Annotated in this window: 18 protein-coding genes; 11 read left to right on the top strand and 7 right to left on the bottom strand. The window is 57.1% G+C overall.

Annotated features, from left to right (window positions below; genetic code table 11):
* Positions 1-3: 3 nt before the first annotated feature.
* The 10 genes from ACR0IU_RS18150 (at position 4) to ACR0IU_RS18105 (ending at position 10,003) form a co-directional block, all read left to right on the top strand.
* On the top strand, positions 4-1,569 hold the full coding sequence (locus tag ACR0IU_RS18150) for an ABC transporter substrate-binding protein (protein ID WP_480717226.1): 1,566 nt from the start codon (positions 4-6) through the stop codon (positions 1,567-1,569).
* Positions 1,570-1,655: 86 nt separating this feature from the next.
* On the top strand, positions 1,656-2,594 hold the full coding sequence (locus tag ACR0IU_RS18145; protein ID WP_480717225.1) for an ABC transporter permease: 939 nt from the start codon (positions 1,656-1,658) through the stop codon (positions 2,592-2,594).
* 13 nt (positions 2,595-2,607) lie between these two features.
* Complete coding sequence (locus ACR0IU_RS18140; RefSeq protein WP_170362625.1) at positions 2,608-3,465, top strand: ABC transporter permease; 858 nt, start codon at positions 2,608-2,610, stop codon at positions 3,463-3,465.
* Positions 3,462-4,442: an ABC transporter ATP-binding protein gene (locus ACR0IU_RS18135; protein ID WP_480717224.1), complete on the top strand. Its 981-nt coding sequence runs from the start codon at positions 3,462-3,464 to the stop codon at positions 4,440-4,442. The genes ACR0IU_RS18140 and ACR0IU_RS18135 overlap by 4 nt, the downstream gene beginning before the upstream one ends.
* Positions 4,439-5,365, top strand: a complete 927-nt coding sequence (locus ACR0IU_RS18130) for an oligopeptide/dipeptide ABC transporter ATP-binding protein (protein WP_480717223.1) — start codon at positions 4,439-4,441, stop codon at positions 5,363-5,365. The genes ACR0IU_RS18135 and ACR0IU_RS18130 overlap by 4 nt, the downstream gene beginning before the upstream one ends.
* 8 nt (positions 5,366-5,373) lie before the next feature.
* Complete coding sequence (locus tag ACR0IU_RS18125) at positions 5,374-7,020, top strand: amidohydrolase (protein WP_480717222.1); 1,647 nt, start codon at positions 5,374-5,376, stop codon at positions 7,018-7,020.
* A gap of 2 nt (positions 7,021-7,022) precedes the next feature.
* Positions 7,023-8,525 (top strand): M81 family metallopeptidase, encoded by a 1,503-nt coding sequence (locus ACR0IU_RS18120; RefSeq protein WP_480717221.1) that lies wholly within the window; start codon positions 7,023-7,025, stop codon positions 8,523-8,525.
* 218 nt (positions 8,526-8,743) lie between these two features.
* Complete coding sequence (locus ACR0IU_RS18115) at positions 8,744-8,935, top strand: hypothetical protein (protein WP_480717220.1); 192 nt, start codon at positions 8,744-8,746, stop codon at positions 8,933-8,935.
* A 347-nt stretch (positions 8,936-9,282) separates the two neighbouring features.
* Entirely contained in the window at positions 9,283-9,480 is a 198-nt protein-coding gene (locus ACR0IU_RS18110) for a hypothetical protein (RefSeq protein ID WP_480717219.1), read from the top strand.
* Positions 9,481-9,652: 172 nt separating this feature from the next.
* Positions 9,653-10,003 (top strand): hypothetical protein, encoded by a 351-nt coding sequence (locus ACR0IU_RS18105; protein ID WP_480717218.1) that lies wholly within the window; start codon positions 9,653-9,655, stop codon positions 10,001-10,003.
* Between the two features lie 198 nt (positions 10,004-10,201).
* On the opposite strand, the gene ACR0IU_RS18100 is transcribed toward ACR0IU_RS18105, so the two are convergent.
* The 7 genes from ACR0IU_RS18100 to ACR0IU_RS18070 all read right to left on the bottom strand — a co-directional run bounded on the left by ACR0IU_RS18100 (position 10,202) and on the right by ACR0IU_RS18070 (position 17,333).
* The gene (locus ACR0IU_RS18100) at positions 10,202-11,596 is read right to left on the bottom strand and encodes an FGGY-family carbohydrate kinase (RefSeq protein WP_480717217.1); all 1,395 of its coding nucleotides are present in this window, start codon (positions 11,594-11,596) and stop codon (positions 10,202-10,204) included.
* Entirely contained in the window at positions 11,593-11,907 is a 315-nt protein-coding gene (gene rhaM, locus ACR0IU_RS18095) for an L-rhamnose mutarotase (protein ID WP_480717216.1), read from the bottom strand. Before rhaM ends, ACR0IU_RS18100 begins: the two co-directional genes overlap by 4 nt.
* Before the next feature lies 1 nt (position 11,908).
* Positions 11,909-12,892: an ABC transporter permease gene (locus ACR0IU_RS18090; protein WP_480717215.1), complete on the bottom strand. Its 984-nt coding sequence runs from the start codon at positions 12,890-12,892 to the stop codon at positions 11,909-11,911.
* The gene (locus tag ACR0IU_RS18085; RefSeq protein WP_480717214.1) at positions 12,889-13,869 is read right to left on the bottom strand and encodes an ABC transporter permease; all 981 of its coding nucleotides are present in this window, start codon (positions 13,867-13,869) and stop codon (positions 12,889-12,891) included. Before ACR0IU_RS18085 ends, ACR0IU_RS18090 begins: the two co-directional genes overlap by 4 nt.
* Positions 13,866-15,404 carry a sugar ABC transporter ATP-binding protein gene (locus tag ACR0IU_RS18080; RefSeq protein ID WP_480717291.1) on the bottom strand — a complete coding sequence of 513 codons (1,539 nt, stop codon included), beginning with the start codon at positions 15,402-15,404 and terminating at the stop codon, positions 13,866-13,868. The genes ACR0IU_RS18085 and ACR0IU_RS18080 overlap by 4 nt, the downstream gene beginning before the upstream one ends.
* A gap of 77 nt (positions 15,405-15,481) precedes the next feature.
* On the bottom strand, positions 15,482-16,480 hold the full coding sequence (gene rhaS, locus ACR0IU_RS18075) for a rhamnose ABC transporter substrate-binding protein (protein WP_058272419.1): 999 nt from the start codon (positions 16,478-16,480) through the stop codon (positions 15,482-15,484).
* A gap of 49 nt (positions 16,481-16,529) precedes the next feature.
* Positions 16,530-17,333 (bottom strand): DeoR/GlpR family DNA-binding transcription regulator, encoded by an 804-nt coding sequence (locus ACR0IU_RS18070; RefSeq protein WP_480717213.1) that lies wholly within the window; start codon positions 17,331-17,333, stop codon positions 16,530-16,532.
* Between the two features lie 146 nt (positions 17,334-17,479).
* Here ACR0IU_RS18070 and ACR0IU_RS18065 point away from each other — a divergent pair, with 146 nt between their 5' ends.
* Positions 17,480-19,621 carry a bifunctional rhamnulose-1-phosphate aldolase/short-chain dehydrogenase gene (locus tag ACR0IU_RS18065; RefSeq protein ID WP_480717212.1) on the top strand — a complete coding sequence of 714 codons (2,142 nt, stop codon included), beginning with the start codon at positions 17,480-17,482 and terminating at the stop codon, positions 19,619-19,621.
* Positions 19,622-19,627 lie beyond the last annotated feature (6 nt).

Here is a 19,627-nt window from a genome sequence, read left to right as displayed (position 1 = left end):
ACCATGAAGATCGAATGGACAAAGGCCAATGTTGGTCGCAGGAAGTTTTTGAAAGGCGCAACCGCGCTTGGGGCGGCCACAGCGCTTCCGATGGGATGGGCGAACCGCGCATTTGCGGCAGATGACGGTGTTCTGCGGGTGCGGGCTTATGGTGATGCGCAGAACATGGATCCGGCCCATTCCGTTGGTGTTGTCGAAGAAGAGGTACACGCCTCCATCTACAACAAGCTAATTCAGTACAAGCCCGGCGAGGAATGGGGATGGCAGTTGGATGCTGCAACGATGATCGAACAGGCTGATCCGACCCATATCAAGTTTGCGTTGCGTGACGATATCGGATTCACCAACGGGTTTGGCGCCATGACTGCCGAGGACGTCAAATTCAGCATGGAACGGATCGTGGATGACGCGACCGATAGTCCGAACAAGCCCGATCTTGGGCCATTCAGCCATGTCGATGTTACAGGTGAACGCGAAGGGACGATCGTTCTGAATAAACCATTCGCTCCAATTTGGTCGATTGCCCTGCCATACATTACTGGCAATATTGTCTCGAAAGCAGCGGTCGAAGCTGCAGGCGGCAGGATCGGAGCTGATCCGGTAGCGGAGTCTGGGCCGTACCTTCGCGACAGTTGGTCGCCCAAGGAAAAGACGGTTCTCAAGCGCAACCCCGATTGGAAAGGCGACGCCCCCACCTGGGATACCGTCGAGATATACCCGATCGATGATGAAAACACCGCCGAGATTGCCTTCGAGGCAGGTGAATTGGACGTAACCCGCGTATCGCTTGGCTCGGTCGAGCGGTATCGCGCGGGTGTTCCCAATGGTGGATCGCTGGTTGAGAAGCCCTCGCTCTACTACGTTTGGATGGGCATGAATGTTGAGCATCCTAAGCTTCAAAACCAAAAGCTGCGGCAGGCTATTCAGCACGCTGTGGATGTACCAAGCATTCTGGAGGCCGCATATTTTGGTGCTGCTGACCCTTCAACCGGCATCATCGCTCCAGGCTTGGCCGGCCATCGACCGTCTTCGCTTGTCCCACCAGAGGCGAACTTTGAAAAGGCGGCGCAGCTGCTCGCAGAATCCGGTGAAACCAATGTGACGCTGACTCTCGACACGCTGAACAAGACGACCTTCACAACAACCGCACAGATCATTCAGGCGACGTTGGCACAGATCGGGATTACGGTTGAAGTGAATGTTCTGGAATCCGGTGCGTTCTGGGCGTCTGGTGACAATGAAAACCTGCAGCTTGTTCTGAACCGTTATTCGATGACCCCTGATCCATATTATGCGACGTCGTGGTTCACGCCCGAACAGATCGGAAAATGGAATTGGGAACGCTTTAACAGCCCCGAATTCAACGAAATCCATGAATCTGCGGCTGCGGAAACGGATATCGCAAAACGGGCAGAAATGTATCAGCGCGCGCAAGATCTGATGGAAGAAAGTGGTGCTTACCGCTTTATCACCCACGAGGCGACACCGGTTATTCACAGCGCACGTGTCATTCCTGCGCTTCGGCCAGATGGCCTGTCCCTGCTTCGCTATTTCGGCAAGGCGACCTGACCTCCCCAGGTCGAATGGGTACGGCGGGCTGGAAATGTCCGTCGTACCAAAACTAACGCCATCAAGCCACAAGGAGCCAGTTGGCCATGCTGAACTTCGCAACCCGTCGATTCGGGCTGTCGCTGCTCATCCTGTTCGTGGCGGTCACCGTCATGTTCCTGATGATCCGCGCCGTGCCAGGCGATCCGGTCCAGATCATGCTCGGTCCGCGCGCCACGCCCGAGCTTCAGGCCCAACTCACCACGGCGCTGGGGCTTGATCAACCGATCTGGAAACAGCTTTTGATCTTCTATGGGAATCTTTTGCAGGGTGACCTTGGAACCGATGTTTTCTCCGGCCGGTCCGTGACGGACATCGTGTTCCAGCAATTGCCATTCACTCTGGAACTGATTTTTGCGTCAATCTTGTGGTCTGCAAGCCTGGGCATTGCACTTGGCGCTTATGCGGCGGCGCATCCAAACACTTTGATTGACCGGATCGCCGCCGCGGTATCTGTCAGCTTTGTCGCTGCTCCGGCCTTTGTTGTCGCGCTCTTGGCGCTTTTGATTTTCGCCGTTCATCTGCAATGGTTTCCAGCCATCGGGGCAGGAGAAGGCTTTTGGGATCGCCTAAACCATCTGGTTCTTCCAGCCTTTGCCATCGGGCTCAGCTGGGTCGGCTATATTGCCCGTCTGGTCCGCGCCTCGATGCTTGAGGTGATGGGCGAAAGTCACGTACGCACGGCCCGCGCCTTTGGGATCGCTGAACGCCGCGTGGTGATGGTTTATGCGTTACGTATCGCCATTCTGCCAGTGGTCACCGTGATCGGAGTCGGGATGGGTTTTCTTCTTAGCTCAGCCGTCTTTGCGGAAATCGTATTTGCCCGACCGGGTCTGGGCAAACTGGTCATCGATAGCATTACGACCCGAAACTACCCAATTGTGATGGGCTCAGTCCTCATATCCACCGCGTTGTTTGTGGTTTCGACCGCGTTGGCAGATTTGATCAACGCGTTGCTCGATCCACGTGCACGTACGGCTCATTAAGGGGGAGAAAGTGATGGAGAAATCTCGTTCCGAATTGGGTCAGATCATAGTCGGTGTCGCCCGCGACCCGCTTGGTCTAATGGGCTTGATCATCGTCGGCATCATCGTATTCTGCGCAATATTCGCGGCTTGGATCGTGCCCTACGACCCGATTGCCATGGATATTAAATCGCGCATGCAAGGACCATCCGCTGCGCACCTGTTGGGAACCGACCAACTGGGGCGCGATACATTTTCGCGAGTGATCGCGGGGGGTCAGGTCGCACTCAAGGTGGCGTTGCCCGCCGTGTTCGGCGCGATGGCGATTGGCCTGACACTGGGCATGATTGCCGGGTATGGGCCGAAATGGCTCGACAACCTACTGATGCTGTTTTTCGATACCATTCGCTCCTTTCCGACGGTGATGTTCGCGCTGGCAGTTGTTGCTCTGGTCGGGCCCAGCCTGCAGACGGTTGTGTTCGTAGTCATGGCGACCTCGATCCCAACCTATGGGCGCGTAGCGCGAACCCAGACGCTGACGCTGCGCAACTCCGAATTTATTTTGGCCGAGCGGTCGATGGGGGCCAGTATGGCGCGCATTCTGGGTGTGCATATGCTGCCCAACATCATCGGCGTACTTGCTGTGTTGGCCGCCATGGATATCCCTACGGTCATCGCGCTGGAGGCAGGTCTATCCTTTTTGGGTCTGGGCGTGAAACCTCCGACTCCCAGCTGGGGTGCCTTACTGAAGGATGGCTATTCACTGATCCGCCAGACGCCGTGGTTGGTGGTGGGCGGGGGCCTTCCGATCATTCTGGCAACACTTGGATTCACCTTCTTGGGTGAAAGCCTGCGCGACGTGGTTGATCCAAAACTGAGGAAACAGCGATGACCGATACACTTCTGGAAATCGACCACCTCAGCGTCGATTACGAAACTGGACGCGGCGACCTCCAGGCCCTGAGAGACATCACCTTCAACGTCAACAAAGGTGAGATCGTCGGCATTGTCGGGGAATCCGGTTGCGGCAAATCCACCCTGATCTCATCCATCCTGCGCCTGACCGCGCCCAATACGCGGTTCCGCGAGGGAGAGGTGCGGTTCAAAGGGCAGGACTTGTTGCAGGCTTCCGAGCGCCAGATGCGCGACCTGCGCGGGGTAGACATTTCCATTGTCTTTCAAGATCCGATGCAAACGCATAATCCGGTTCTCACTATCGGGCAGCAGATGCTGGACATTCAACACCGCTCCAAGCAGTCAAAAGCCGACAAGTTGGCCCACGCGGCCAAGATGCTGGGTGCAGTTGGCATTCCCGACCCCGAAGCGCGCCTGAAGCAATATCCGCATGAATTCTCAGGCGGAATGCGCCAACGGATCGCAATCGCGATGGCGTTGATGTCCGAACCCGATCTTTTGATTGCGGATGAACCGACCACTGCGCTGGATGCGACGCTTGAGGTGCAGATCATCGAGCGCCTGCAAGAGCTGCAGCGCGAGTTTCACTGTGCCATCCTGTTCATTTCGCACCATCTGGGCGTGATTGCAGAGCTCTGCGACCGGGTGGTGGTGATGTATGCCGGTGCGGTTGTCGAAAGCGGAGAGGTGCGTGAGATTTTCCACAATCCCAAACACCCCTACACGCGTCGACTGATCGAATGTGACCCCGGTCACATCAAAGAGCGCGCCCGCGTTTTGCCAACTATTCCAGGCGAAGTGCCCGATCTGGCCAACCTGCCGCAGGGCTGCATTTTCAGAGATCGATGTGATCAAACCATGGCACGTTGTGCCACCGAAGTGCCGCCTCTGGATCAATTGAAGAAAGGACATCACGCCGCATGCTGGCTGAACCACGAGGAGGTCACAACATGAGCTTGCTGAACGTCGTGGACCTTAAAACCAGCTATGGGCCGGTCAATGTTCTGGCAGGTGTCAGCTTTACCGTAGAACCCGGCGAGACCTACGCACTGGTTGGTGAAAGTGGCTCAGGCAAAACGACGGTTATTCGCGCGATTGCGGGACTTGCGCCAGCGCAAGACGGATCGGTCACTTTTGAGGGTCAGGAAATTCGTGGCGCCCCGGAAAATGTTATGCGTCCGTTGCGCAAAGACATGGCAATGATGTTTCAGGATCCGGTCGGAAGCCTCTCACCACGCCTGACGATCCGCAGCCTGATCACCGAACCCTATCGCATTCAGGGCATGAAAGACCGTGATCTGGATGCAGAGGCTAAGCGCCTGTTGGAAATGGTGAACCTGCCCAAGCATTTTGCTGATCGTTATCCATATCAGCTATCTGGCGGCCAGGCACGGCGCGTGGGTGTAGCTCGCGCGTTGGCGTTGGAACCCAAGCTGATCCTCGCGGATGAACCAACTGCTGGTCTTGATGTATCGGTACAGGGTGAGTTGCTGAACCTGCTCAACGATCTTCGTGAAAGGCTGGGCTTGGCGATGGTTATCATCACTCATAACCTCAGCGTCGTGCGCCACGTGGCCGACAGAATGGGCATCATGTATTTGGGCCGTTTGGTTGAAGAAGGCACAACCGAGACGATCTTCGACGACCCGCGCCATCCCTACACGCGCTGCCTTCTGAGTGCCAACCCAGAGCCCGACCCGGATGCGCGATTGGAACGGATTGCCCTCAAAGGGGAACCCCCCAGCTTGCTCAAGCGACCTTCTGGTTGTGAATTCCGCGAACGCTGTCCTTTTGTCCAGGACATCTGCACCCAGACACCGGAATGGGAAGTGGATGGCGGCCACGGGCTGCGTTGTCTGGCCCCGCTGTCGCAATAGGAAAACCGATGCCAAGTACACTCTATTTCAACGGCACAATCCTGACGATGGATGCACAAAACTCAGCGCCAGAGGCAGTTCTGACTGAAGGAAACAGAATTCAGGCAGTGGGCGCCGAGGCTGACCTTCGCGCACGCATGACGGCGGATTCCCAGGAGTACAATCTTCAGGGTCGTACTCTGATGCCCGCATTTATCGATCCACACGGGCATTTTCCAGATCCTGGGTTTATTCGGCTGTTCCGTGTCGACCTGTCTTCGCCTCCACTGGGGGATTGCAGGCAAATGGCACACGCGCTGGACAGACTTCGGGAGAAGGCCAACGCAACGCCCGAAGGTGATTGGGTCATGGGGGTGTCGTTTGATAATACATCCATTCTCGAAGGCCGTATGCCGACACGGGCTGAGTTGGACGAAGTTTCACAACGGCATCCAATCTGGGTGATTCACGCGTCGGGACACAATGGCTCGGCAAATTCTCTGGCGCTCGAGAGGCGCGGGGTAAATCGCCAAACACCTGACCCGGAAGGTGGTCGCTTTGGCCGTGACCCCGAAACCGGAGCCCTGACGGGATTGATCGAAGGGTTATCGGCCATGGGCGAGATGGGCGATACTGACTTCCTGATCGACCGCGAAAGGTTCTGGCAAGGCTTTGACGCCTGTCGTGACGAATACCTCGCCCATGGAGTGACATATGCCCAAAATGCCTGGGCGTCGGAAACCATGTTGGATCACTTTGCGAGCCTGTCCGCGGATGAGGACCCGGGAATTGACATAGAACTCTTACCCGTCGGAAGCCTGGAGCCTGAGTTGTCTGGCCACTGGATCGGCACGAATTGGCCGAGAAATCCGCATTTTACTCTGGGTCCACGCAAACTGTTCACTGATGGGGCATTTCAGTTGCAGACCGCGTATCTGTCTGCCCCGTATTTCAAACCGACCAATCCGGATCACCCTTGTGGGATGGTGTATACCTCGCAAGAACAGTTGGATGCCGACGTCAGCAAGCTTCATAGTCAAAGTTTCCAGATTCATTGCCACTGCAATGGTGATGCCGGCGCAGAGATGTTCATAGATGCGGTGGAAAAGATACTTGTAGAGCACCCACGCCAAGATCATCGTCACACTATTATCCATGGCCAGGCCCTTCGGGACGATCAACTGGAGCGTATGGCTCAGCTTGGACTTACTGTCAGCTTCTTTCCCGCTCATGTATATTTTTGGGGCGATCGCCATTACGACACCTTCTTGGGGCCTGAGCGGTCCGAGCGGATATCGCCAGCGGCGTCAGCCGAACGGTATGGCGTGCGATATACGATCCACAACGATGCCTCGGTCACTCCGACACGTCCGATCCACCTGGCCCATTGTGCGGTAAATCGAAAATCCGTTTCGGGTCGCGTGCTCGGCGAAAATCAGAAGATCAGCGTTCTCTCAGCTTTGCGCGCCCAGACCATTGACGCTGCTTGGCAAGTATTCAAGGAGGATCAGCGTGGATCTATCGAACCGGGTAAAGTTGCGGACTTTGCTGTACTTTCGCGCAATCCACTGCACGAACCGGACCGCCTGACGGATACACAGGTGCTCGAAACAATTCGCAACGGCCAAAGTGTTTTTGCCGCAACACGTACCGAACGGGAAATCGAGCGCACATAATGATGACAAAGCGTATCGTGATCGCCGGGTTTCAGCATGAAACCAATTGTTTTGGTGTGACAAAAGCCGGTCTGCACGAGTTTGAAATGGCGGATTCCTGGCCCGGTATGTTGCACGATGGACAGGTTATCTCGGAAACCGAAGGCATGAACCTTCCTATCGCTGGTTTTGCCGCAGCGGCAAAGGGGGTGGGGTTTGAGGTCATTCCGATACTGTGGTGCTCTGCCGAGCCATCCGCCCATGTAACGGATCATGCGTTCGAAACAATTTGTGAGATGATGTTGAGTAGAATTCGGGATGCGGGTCTCATCGACGGCGCTTACCTGGATCTCCATGGGGCAATGGTCACTGAAAGCCTTGCTGACGGTGAAGGAGAGCTTTTGCGTCGTGTGCGTGAAGCGGTGGGTCCAGAGCTTCCACTGGTCGCAAGTTTGGACCTGCATGCCAATATATCCGCTGAGATGATCGAACATGCGGACTATCTTTCGATCTTCAGAACGTATCCTCATTTGGACATGGCGGAAACGGGCGCACGATGTGTTCTTGTTTTGCAGCGTTTGTTGGCGGGTGAAAAACTTCACAAGTCGTTCCAACCGGTCCCTTACCTTATACCCTTGCATGCGCAACACACGGGTTCTGCACCGTTCGACGAAATCTATCAATTGCCAGAAAGATTTGAGCAACAAGAAGTCCTGGCCGAAATTGCTCTTGGTTTCACAGCGGCGGACTTCCCCGACACCGGCCCGTCCTGCGTTGTCTACGCATCCACAGCCGAGAAAGCCGCCGCTGTCGCTGAAGAGGTCGTCAACTTGTTTTTGTCCCGGGAAGCCGATCTCGATTGCTCGATGTTGTCTCTGGAGGAAGCCGTATCGACATGTCGTCAAGGGCGGGAAAAACCCGTTGTCCTTGCAGATGTCCAAGACAACGCTGGTGCGGGTGGGACTTCAGATACTACAGGGTTGCTGGCGGCACTGATTGAGGGCGGGACGAAAAATGCATTGATGGGATTGTTCCACGATCCGGAAAGTGCAAAACAAGCCCATGCGGCAGGAGAAGGGGCTCTGATTGAGTTGGCAATCGGCGCAAAGTCCGATTTGGCTGGCCAGATTCCAGTCATAGCAGAGTTTGAAGTTCTGGCTTTGGGTGACGGCACTTGCCGCTATACCGGAGAAATGTATGGGGGTGGTGTCGCAACGCTTGGCAAGACCGCGGCGCTGCGTTTGGTTGAGCAAGAGGCCGAAATCGATCTTGTTGTCACGAGCCTACGCAATCAATGTCTGGATCGTGCGCATTTTACTCATATCGGCCTAAGCCCTGAAAGTTATTCAGTAATTTGCGTTAAGAGTACCGCGCATTTCCGGGCAGATTTTGAACCTATAGCAGGAGATGTATTTGCGGTTTCTTCTCCAGGCGCTTTTCTCTGCGACCTCAAAAAAATCCCATACACTTGTGTCACCAGACGGCTGCCCAACACTTGCAGTGCTTCCACCAGCCGACACAAATGAAGGTCTATTGAATTCGGAACTACTCATTCTCCGGCTGACCAATGAGAACAGGCACGTGATCGGGAGGTTTCAATTCTGTCGCTTGATTGAGAGGGTAACTTGAAAGGAAGGTGCTGCTCGAAGCCGTGTTGAGGCGTTACGGCAAACTGCTTCTAATTCCAATGATCTGAATGTCAGCTTTTAACGTCGGATTTTAATTTTTTACGCGAGTGCAGCGAATGGCTGCTTCCCGCCCGCTAGGCTTCACCAAAGTTGCCATCATCATTGACTTTCAGGCCCCATGGGAGGCTTTGGAAAACTGGTATCAGCAGTACGCTCATCACCATAAAAGCGGTCACGAAGACAATGTCTCGGTATACGCTGGGCCCCTCGTGCACGACTGGGAACGCTCGGAAGGCCTGTTCGACTAAGAAAACAAGCGTGGCTGCTAAGAAAACCACATGCACTGCACCTTCGACAAATCGCCTTTCCGGAGAATAAATCTGGTTCCTGATGGTTTTGTACCTCGTGCGCAGGCGAGCCAGCTTCCAAGGAACAGTTCGGGGCGTATCGCACTCCTCCTTCGGCTGTCCCCGGTCAGAAAGGCGCTCATCAATGGCGATACGGCAAGCCGGAACTCACAATTCCTTCGCGGCGCAAAGTTGAGCGCGCACTTTCCGAGCTTGATCCGTATTTCACATGCGTCCAAAGGCACGGCGTAGACTACGCCAATCGCAAGTTCGCGCTCTATGAGGAAGGTGTAACAGCAAGCTATCCAATGGAGCGTGTTGAGATAGATGAATGGTGCGTCGATCTGATCACGATACTGGCCGAACGCGGCACTCTGGATCATTTGATGCCCGAAGAGCTCGCCAAGCTGGATCGTGGGCGTCGTTGGCTTTACCTCGCGATCGACTGTGCCACGCGATGTGTGGTGGGTACCCGAACGAGACACGAGATGTGGTTCGGGAACTGATGATTGGGGGGCAAAACTTCGATCCAAACAGACTGTCTCCACGACAGTTGGAACCAAGATAAGCAGGCGGCGGAGAAAGGTTGATGCTCCGCCACACATGCTCATCGGTAACAGTGGCGGTCTATCGATTGGGGCAACTACGTTGAACTGCTGTACTGCGAGGTAAAGAAACATGACTAGCAGTCGAAGAAATCTTACTGAACGGCTTCAACCGATATGGGAGGCCGTAGGCAAGCTGGGCGCGAATAGTCCCGAGCTTAATCTAAAGGCCTATCTCGATGAGATGTGGAGCGAAGACGAAACAACTACTGTTTCTTTGGGGACTGGAAAGGGTCTCGCTCGACGAGACGAAAAAATTGCGGAAGATCTTGAGGTCCAATTCAAGATGATTGCCGTTGCCTATGCCACTGGAGAATTGGATGAGATCGACCGCGTAGTTAATTACCTAGCGTTCATACGTCGCATGAAGAAGCAGGGCGTTTACGAGATTGGACACTGGAGTGATGAGGACTCAGATGGGTGACGATGTAACTAGAAGGTGGTTCACGTAACACCCGTTCAGCAATGTCCAATGGCTTTTATCTAAGGTCTTCCCTCCGAGAACTCAAAACCTGACATTCAGGCGGGACGCGACGAATCACTCGAAGGAGCCCATTCCGTTCAGTTTCACGCTAGTCCCCAATGTCTGCTATCGGAGTTCTGTGCAGGTTTTTAGGGTATTCTATGGGCGTGGTTCCAGGCCTGCTTTTGCGGCTCTGTGCCAACTGTTCGCGTAGCGTTGGTAGCTCACGTCGGTCTTGTGAAAATAGGTTTCGACGTCGAAGGCCGCGCGCTCGGGGAGTGCGCCTGTTGCCAAGAGGGCGGCTCCCTGGCTCGTCCCTGTTACGGTGACGGTCGCGTCGACCCTGCAGTTTGTCGCCGCGGCGAGCATACTGGCGAAGCCTTTGTTCCTGGCAAATGGACCTTCGACGATAATGGGGCCCTTGTGTCCGGTCAGCGACAGGCATTCCGCGGTCATCAATCCGAGGTAAAAACTCACCGCCGCCGCGCGTTCCTGGGTTCCGGGCAAGGGCTCTGACCCCATCCAGCTGTGTTTTTGCCCCTGAAACGGTCCGCTGTCCGGGACCATTGCGGGCAAGAGCATGGGGCCGTCTTTCGCGACCAGGTCAAGGAATTGCTCTGCAGATTGAGTGGTTTGACCGTTCATCGCCAACTCGAACTCGCGTCCCCCCATGAAACGGGCGGAGGGTACCGGGGCACCCAGTGCGTTGACGTTAAGAAGCGTGTCTCGCGAAGGTTCCAGAATTACTTCTTCGCCGCCGATGGTCATGGCAATGACCCAGGTCCCGGTCGAAATGACGGAAAACGGCCCGGTTCGGGTCAGTACATGAGGCAAAAGCGATGCGTTTGAATCGTGGATGCCGCAGTGCACCGGCGTGTCAAAGCGCATGCCGGTTTGCGATGCGACCTGCGGCAACACGGGTCCGAGAACCTCCGCAGATTTGCGCGCGGGCGCCATTTTTTCAGATATGCCCAACCGTTCGACCAACGAAGAATAGTGCGCCTTGGACGGATTCCACAGATCCGTGTGACAACCAAGGGACGACACGTCGCTGGCCGGCACTCCTGTCAGGCGATGCCCCCAGTACTGCGGATAGGTGACAATGGTGGCGGTGCGTTCGCGAAGCGCGGGGTCCTGCTCAAATTGCCAATGCAACTGCGCACCCAGGTTCAGACCCATCGGCAACCTTGGCGATCCGGTTTCCTCAAAGGGCGGGCGGATAGCGTCGTAAGCCGCGGCCAGATCATCAGGGCCTGCGTGCTCATAGTCGAGGATCGGGGCAGCGAGCGCGCCGTCTGGCGCGATCAGGGCGCAGGACGCCCCGTGGGTCGTGATGGAAATGGCATCTACGCCGTGCGCCTTCTGAAACTGCTCCAACCCGTCCAGAATGAAGCGCCAGATAGCCTCAACATCGAAGTGCGGATAGGGTGGAATGGCGAGAACCATGTTAGGCCGGGTCAGCACCTCCACTTCGGACATATCAGTCGCATCGACCAGCGCAAGCTTGGCGTTGGTCTTGCCGATGTCGATGACGGCGACGTGCCGGGGTGTCATGGCATGTGGAAGACGGGCGTCAGCGGCACCGCCACGGGTTCGTTGTCGGGCTTGGTTTCCATGATGTCCGCCATATGCGCCCACCATCGCTGCATGATCTCGTGGCGGGGCAAGGCATCCATTTTGTGGTCGTCGGTGCGCCAGAGGACGCCAAAAAGAATGTTCGTTTCTTCGTCCAAATGGATCGAATAGTCAGACACGCCCGCGTCTTTCAGCAGCGTGGCAAGCTCTGGCCAGATCTCATCGTGGCGCTTTTCGTATTCATCCCTGCAGCCCGGGTTGAGCGTCATCTTGAAGGCGTATTTTTCCATGTCATCCCCTCCACATCGACCAGAGCCGGGGCAGCGCGATGACCGAAATCAGCAACGCCCCGATAACAATCGACATCACGATACCGGGCACGTTCAGCAAGCCAAGTCCGAATGTCACAAGCCCCATGACAAAGGCCGCGATCACAACGCCGAGGATGGAGCCGGAGCCGCCGAGGATGTTGACCCCACCAAGGACGACCATAGTCACGATCTCAAGTTCCCACCCGAAGGCAATGGAGGGTCGGGTCGAGCCGAGGCGGGATGTCAGGCAGACGGCGGCGACCCCGGACATCAGGCCCGTCAGCAGGAACAAGGTGAACTTCACCCGGCCCACCCGAATGCCCGAAAACAGCGCCCCGGTGGCATTGTTTCCGATGGCATAGACCGCGCGGCCGAAATTGGTCATGTGCAGAATGACCGCGTAGATCACCGCAATGATGGCGAAGAGGACGAATTCGAAGGAAATCACCCACCAGACATAGCCCTGCCCGAAGAAGGCGAAATCGGCTGGATAGCCCTTGTAGACCTGATCGCCCAACACTATGAAACTGATCCCGCGGAAAAGGCTCATCGTGCCGATGGTGACGACGATGGATGGCAGACCAAGGCCGGTTACGAGGAAACCGTTTACCGCGCCACAGGCCAGACCTACGGCCAGACCGATCAGGACCAGCCCCTCTGTCCCGACACCCGCCTGCACGGCGGCGCCCATGGCGGTCGAAGCCAGTGCGATGATCGCGGCGACGCTGAGGTCGATTTCACCAGAGATGATAAGCAGGGCCATGGCAAAGGCAATCATCGCCTTTTCGGTGAAGTTGAAGGTCGCGTCGGAGAGGTTCCAGGCATTCAGGAAATAGGGTGAGGCGAAGCTGTTGGCGATGAAGATGCCGATTGCGACCAGCATCAGTAGGCTTTCCCAGCTTTTCAGGTTCCGCTCCAGCGGCGAGCGCAGGCGATCGGGGATCGCGCGTGTCGTCGTGGTCATGTCGCGTGCTCCGCGCGTTTGAGGATTATGCGGCCCTTCGTCCGGTTGGCCTGGGCATTCAGAACAACTGCGACGATGATCGCTCCGCCCGAGATGGCCATCTGCCAGAAGGGAGAGATGTTCACGACCGGCAGGGCATTGGCAATGATGCCGAGGAACAGCGCGCCCAGCAGCGCGCCGTGGACCGAACCGATGCCACCCATGATCGACACGCCGCCAATTACGCAGGCCGCCACGACGGTCAATTCAAACCCCCCTGCAACATCGACATAAGCAACCGCGAAGCGAGAGACCCAGAGGTAGCCGGTCAGACCGGCCAGCGCGCCAGAGATCGTGAAGGCCCAGAACTGGGTCCTGCCCACGTTGATCCCGGCATAGGTCGCCGCATGGGGGTTGCCCCCGGCAGCGTAGAAGGCGCGACCCAGGGTGGTGCGGGTCATGACGATGGTGAAAAGTATCACCACCGCGATGGCAAACCAGCTTAGCACCGGAAGACCAAGAAGCTCGGTGCGCGGGAATGCCTTGAAAGTGTCGCTCATCTCGTGGCTGTTGACCCATTTGCCCTCGGTCAGAAGGAAGATGGTTCCTCGGAAGATGGTCATCGTGCCAAGCGTCACCACGATAGGCGGGATGTCCAGTTTCCACACAAGGATACCGTTGAACATTCCAAGGCACGCCCCGAACCCGGTGGCCACGACCAGCGTTACGATAATCGGCAGACCGGGTGCCGAGATATTGATCAGGGACACGACCATGCCGGTCAGCGCGAGGTTGGCGGCGACCGAGAGGTCGATGCACTTTGTCAAGATCACGATCATCTGGCCGATGGCTAGCAGGATAAGCGGCGAGGTGTCGTTGAAGACGGAAGCCAGGTTCGACAGCGTGATGAACGCCGGGAAGCGGCTTGAGATGATGCCAAGCACCAATGCGATGGCGACCAGCAGCAAAAGTTCGCGGGAGGCGAGGATACGTTTCATTGCTCGGCCTCCCTGATTCCTGCGGCGTGGCTGACAAGCGTTTCGGGCGTGATCTGGTCGCGGGCCAGTTCCGCCACGATGCGCCCCTCACGCATGACGATCACTCGATCCGACATGCCCACGATCTCGGGGATTTCGGAACTGACCATGATGACGGCGAGCCCTTGCGCGGCAAGCTCCGCCATGAATTCATGCACGGAGGCCTTGGACCCGATGTCGATGCCCTTGGTGGGTTCGTCCAGGATGATGACCTTGGGCTGAGTGGCGAGCCATTTGGCGATCACGACCTTCTGCTGGTTGCCGCCCGACAGGTTGCCGACATCGGTGTCCAGCGAAGCGGCGCGCAGGTCGAGACGTTCGGTATATTCCCGTGCCAGCTTGAATTCCTCGGCCAGCTTGATGAACCCCTTGCGCGAGGTGCGAGCGAGTGACGGCAGCGTCACGTTCTGAAAAATCGGCAGCGCGCCGATTGTGCCTTGTTTGCCCCGGTCCTCCGGGACATAGACGATGCCACTTGCGACCGCGTCGGCGGGCGATGCAATAGAAATCGGTGCCCCATCGATCCTCACGGTTCCGCCTGAGGGACGGGTGATGCCGAAAAGGGCCTGCATGAATTCGGACCGACCTGCGCCGACCAGCCCGTAGAACCCGAGGATTTCGCCTCGCCTGAGCGTGAAACCGATGTCCGCGAATTCGGTCGGGTGGTCGTACCCCGCGACTTCGAGGATATCCTGGCCGACGTTGTGGTCGCGTTCGGGGAAAATCTGGCTGACGTCGCGGCCCACCATAAGCTTGACCAGTTCCGACTCGCTGACATCTACAATCGCCCCTTCGCCGACCATCTGGCCGTCGCGATAGACGGTGTAGAAGTCGGCCATGCGGAAGATCTCGTCAAACTTGTGGCTGATGAAGAGGATCGCCTTACCTTGCGCCTTCAGGCCTTCGACGAGTTCGTAAAGCTCTTCGATTTCCTTCTGGCTGAGGGCTGCGGTCGGTTCGTCCATGATCACAACGCGCGCGTCGATGGACAGCGCCCGGGAAATGGCAACCAGGTGCTTGTTCGCGGTTCCAAGGTCCTTGAGCGTAGCGCCCGGATCAATCTTGGCCCCGATTTCATCCAGAATCTCTCGCGCGCGGGTCGCCATGGCGGGTTTGTCGATCAGGCCAAATCGCCCCTTTGGCGCATGGCCGAGAAAGATGTTTTCCGCCACCGTCAGTTCGTCGAATAGGACGGTTTCCTGATGGATGGCGGTCACGCCAGCGGTTTCGGCGGATTGCGGTGTCGGGAAACTGAGAGCCTCGCCATCGATCCGGATGTCACCCTCGTCGGGTTGATAAATGCCCGTCAGAACCTTCACCACGGTGGACTTGCCAGCACCGTTTTCGCCCACCAATGCCGTGACCTTGCCCGGGTAGAGGTTCAGCGAAACATCTGACAGGGCCCGCACGCCGGGAAATGTCTTGGTCACGCCGGACAGGCTCAGAAGCGGTGTAGGGGCGGCGTTCGACACGTCTGGTCTCAATTCCAACTGCATGGACAGTGTTTCTGGATGTGGGAAGAGTAGGGTGTCGGGGCGTGGGTCATCGCCCACGCCCTGACACGTCGTTCAGATTAGAAGATCGACTTGAACTGTTCGATGTTCGAGCTGTCGTAGGTGAACGGATCAGCCATGGCTGCCGAGCCGGTGTCATCCAGCGTCACCGAGCCCATGCGGCCCATCGGGATTTCGGCACCGGCACCGGTTTCAGCACCGTTGGCGATTGCATGCGCCAGCATGGTGGCCGAGTAGCCAAGGTCAATCGGGTTCCAGATCGCGAAGCTCTTGGTTGCACCGCTATCAACACAGCCTGCCATCTCGGACGGGAGGCCCAGACCGGTCACGTTGATCTCACCGATCTTGCCCGCGTCGGTCACCGCCTGGCAGGACGCCAGGATGCCAACGGTCGTTGGCGCGATGATCGCCTTCAGGTTAGGGTAGGATGCCATGAGGCCCTGTGCTTCTCGGTAGGATTTGTCGCTGAGGTCGTCGCCATAGACGGTGGCCACCAGATCTACGCCGTCATAGTTCGGAAGAACCTCTTTCGCGGCCTCGATCCAGGCGTTCTGGTTGGTTGCCGTGGCCGATGCCGACAGGATCGCGACTTCACCACCATCCGGCATGTGATCCGCGGCAAGCTTGATGATCGTATTGCCGATCAGTGGTGTCGAGGATGGGTTCAGGTGCATCTGGCGCCCGCCTTCAGCCACACCCGAGTCCCAGGAAATCACGGTGATACCGCGGTCCATCGCGCGTTTCAGCGCTGGCACAAGTGCATCGGGGTCGTTTGCCGAAATCGCGATGGCGTCGACACCCTGCGCGATCAGGGAGTTAATGACCTCGATTTGACCTTCCGCAGTGGTGTCGGTCGGGCCGGTGTAGATGATCTCGACATTGCCAAGCTCTCCGGCAGCCTCTTCAGCGCCTTCGGCGGCCGCTTCAAAGAAGCCGATACCAAGCGCTTTTACGACCAGAGCGATGCGCATGTTGTCCTGCGCCATCGCCGTGGTGCCAAACATACCGGCGGCAAGGCTCATCCCTGCGACAAGTGATGTGAAAGTACGACGCTTCATGATAGTTCCTCCCAGAAAGTCATGTTTGGGTCTCGGGTTTCGGAGGCGGTCAAGAGGCCACCTCGTTTTCTTGAACGCTGCCCGACTGGGCAACGATCAGATTCACATCGGTAGCCTCTAGCATGGCCGCCGCCTTGTCAGGGATTCCTTCGTCGGTGATCACGGTCGTGATCCGGTCCAACTGGCAAAGCACCAGGCTGGAGCGCTGCGCGAATTTCGAACTGTCGACCAGAACGATAAGCTCATCCGCCTGTCCGATCAGTTTCTGTTCTGCCTGGATCAAAAGCGGATCGGCCTCCATCAGGCCGATGGGGCCCAGCCCCTGCGCCCCCATGAACATGCGCTTTGCATAGAAGTTGCGGGTCACGTCGTTGTCAAAGGGCGAAAGGATTATGTTCTGCTCCCGGTAGATCGCGCCGCCTGACAACATGATCGTGTTCTTCGAATGCTTCAGCAGGTGCTCGGCAATCGGGAACGAATTGGTAAAGACCTGCATCCTGCGGTTGGCCAGCGGATGCACCATCTGAAAGGTCGTTGTGCCCCCGTTGATGATGATGCTGTCACCTTCGCTACACATCTCAACCGCCGCGCGCGCAATCGCCTGCTTCGCTGCGATATTCATGGTTTCGTTGACGACGAACGGACGGCCCGCCAGCCCGGCGAACTGCGGTGGCGTTATCGCCTCAGCGCCGCCTCTGACACGGCGTACCTTCTGTTTCATGTGAAGTGTTGAAATGTCGCGCCGGATGGTGGCTTCGGACACGCCGGTCAAGGTGCACAGGTCCCCAACCGTCACGACGGGGCGGTCCTGCACCGCAGAAATGATGATCCTATGGCGTTCTTTTTCGTGCAAAGCCACCTCCCATTCACTCCACGCTGCGCAGATTCGCCGCAGCTGTCAATCATTTTCGATCACTTTCAATCATTCTGCATTGCAGAATGACTGTTTGTGATTGTTTTTGATTGACATAACGATGCACACTACTAAGCCTAAATGCGATGGTGCAGTACCGACCGCTGCATCGTGAGGAGGGCAGAACGTTGAAATCCATCGAAAATCAGCTTCTTGAGAACCGCTGGGATGACGCTGTGGCAGGTGGTATGTCCGAATCGGAACTGCTTCTCTATCGCTCCAACACGCTGGGATCGGATAAGCGCGTCACAAACTATGGCGGTGGCAATACCTCTGCGAAGGTTATTGAAACCGACCCACTGTCCGGCAAAGAGGTCGAGGTGCTCTGGGTCAAGGGTTCCGGCGGTGACATCGGGTCCATGAAACTTGACGGCTTCTCCACGCTATACATGGACAAGCTGAACGCGCTGAAGGGGCTTTATCGCGGGGTCGAGTTTGAAGATGAAATGGTCGGCTATCTGCCCCACTGCACCTTCAAACTGAACCCGCGCGCGGCCTCAATTGACACGCCCTTGCACGCCTATGTGCCGCGCAAACATGTCGATCACGTCCACGCCGACGCGATTATTGCGATAGCAGCGTCGAAGAATTCGAAGGAGCTGACCCAGGAAATTTTCGGTGACCGGATCGGTTGGCTGCCGTGGAAACGGCCAGGGTATGAACTGGGCCTGTGGCTTGAAAAGTTCTGCCTGGAAAACCCGGATGCCGATGGCGTTGTCCTTGAAAGTCACGGATTGTTCACATGGGCTGACACGGCGAAAGATTGCTATTACTGCACCATCGACGTGATCAACGTCGCGAGCAAGTGGTTGGCCGAAAAGACCGCCGATGTTCCGGCCTTTGGCGGAGCGCTCCACCAGAGCCTCGCCCGAGAAGGTAGGCGGGCCGTTGCCGCCCGGCTGATGCCCGCGATCCGTGGCTTTGTCAGTGGCAACCAGCACATGGTCGGGCATTTCAACGACAGCGACTCGGTGCTTGAGTTCGTGAATTCTAAGGACATGGAGGCGCTGGCGACCCTCGGCACGTCCTGCCCTGACCACTTCCTGCGCACTAAGATCCGCCCTTTGGTCGTCTGCTTCGACCCGGCCCAGAACAACATCGACGCAGTGCTTGAAGGCCTTCCCGGGCAAGTCGCCGCCTATCGTGAGGACTACACGGCCTACTACAACCGATGCAAACACGATGACTCGCCTGCACTTAGGGACCCCAACGCGGTTGTCTACCTGATCCCCGGGGTCGGCATGATCACCTTTGCCAAGGACAAGGGCACGGCCCGCATTTCCGGCGAATTCTACGTCAACGCGATCAATGTTATGCGCGGGGCAAGTGCCGTCAGCGAATACTGCGGCCTGCCAGAGCAGGAAGCTTTTGACATTGAATATTGGCTGTTGGAAGAAGCCAAGTTGCAGCGCATGCCGAAACCAAAATCGCTGGCTGGTCGCGTCGCGCTGATCACCGGCGGCGCCGGTGGCATAGGATCGGCAACGGCAAAACGTTACCTGTTTGAGGGCGCCTGTGTTATGCTGGCCGACATCAATCCCGAAAGCCTCACCGCAACGGAAGGGGCCCTGGCCCGGCAGTTCGGCAAGGACGTCGTGTGCTCCGTCCTGATGGACGTCACGGATGAAAATGCCGTGGCAAACGCGTTGGCTGAAACGTCCGTCGAATTTGGCGGCATCGACATCCTTGTCTCGAACGCCGGGGTCGCATCCTCTGCCCCGGTTGAGGAAACATCCCTCGACCTTTGGAACAAGAACATGGACATCTTGTCCACGGGGTATTTCCTCGTCAGCCGGGAAACTTTCAAGATCATGCGGGTGCAGGACATGGGCGGATCTATCGTTTTCGTGGCCTCGAAAAACGGGCTTGCCGCCTCGCCCAATGCCTCGGCCTATTGCACGGCGAAGGCCTCGGAAATCCACTTGGCCCGTTGCCTTGCGCTGGAAGGTGCTGAGGCCGGGATCAGGGTCAATGTTGTGAACCCGGATGCGGTGTTGCGGGGCTCCAAGATCTGGGAAGGCGATTGGCTGGATCAGCGGGCTTCGACCTACGGCACGGACAAGGAGGGGCTGGAAGAGATGTACCGCAACCGATCCATGCTGAAACGCTCAGTCCTGCCGGAAGATATTGCCGAGGCCTGTTATTTCTTCGCCGCCGAAACGTCGGCCAAATCCACTGGTAACATTCTGAACGTTGACGCGGGCAACGTTCAGGCCTTCACGCGATAGGGAGAC

The sequence above is a fragment of the Ruegeria sp. CL5 genome, assembly GCF_056536485.1.
This window is presented reverse-complemented; position numbering and strand designations above follow the sequence as displayed.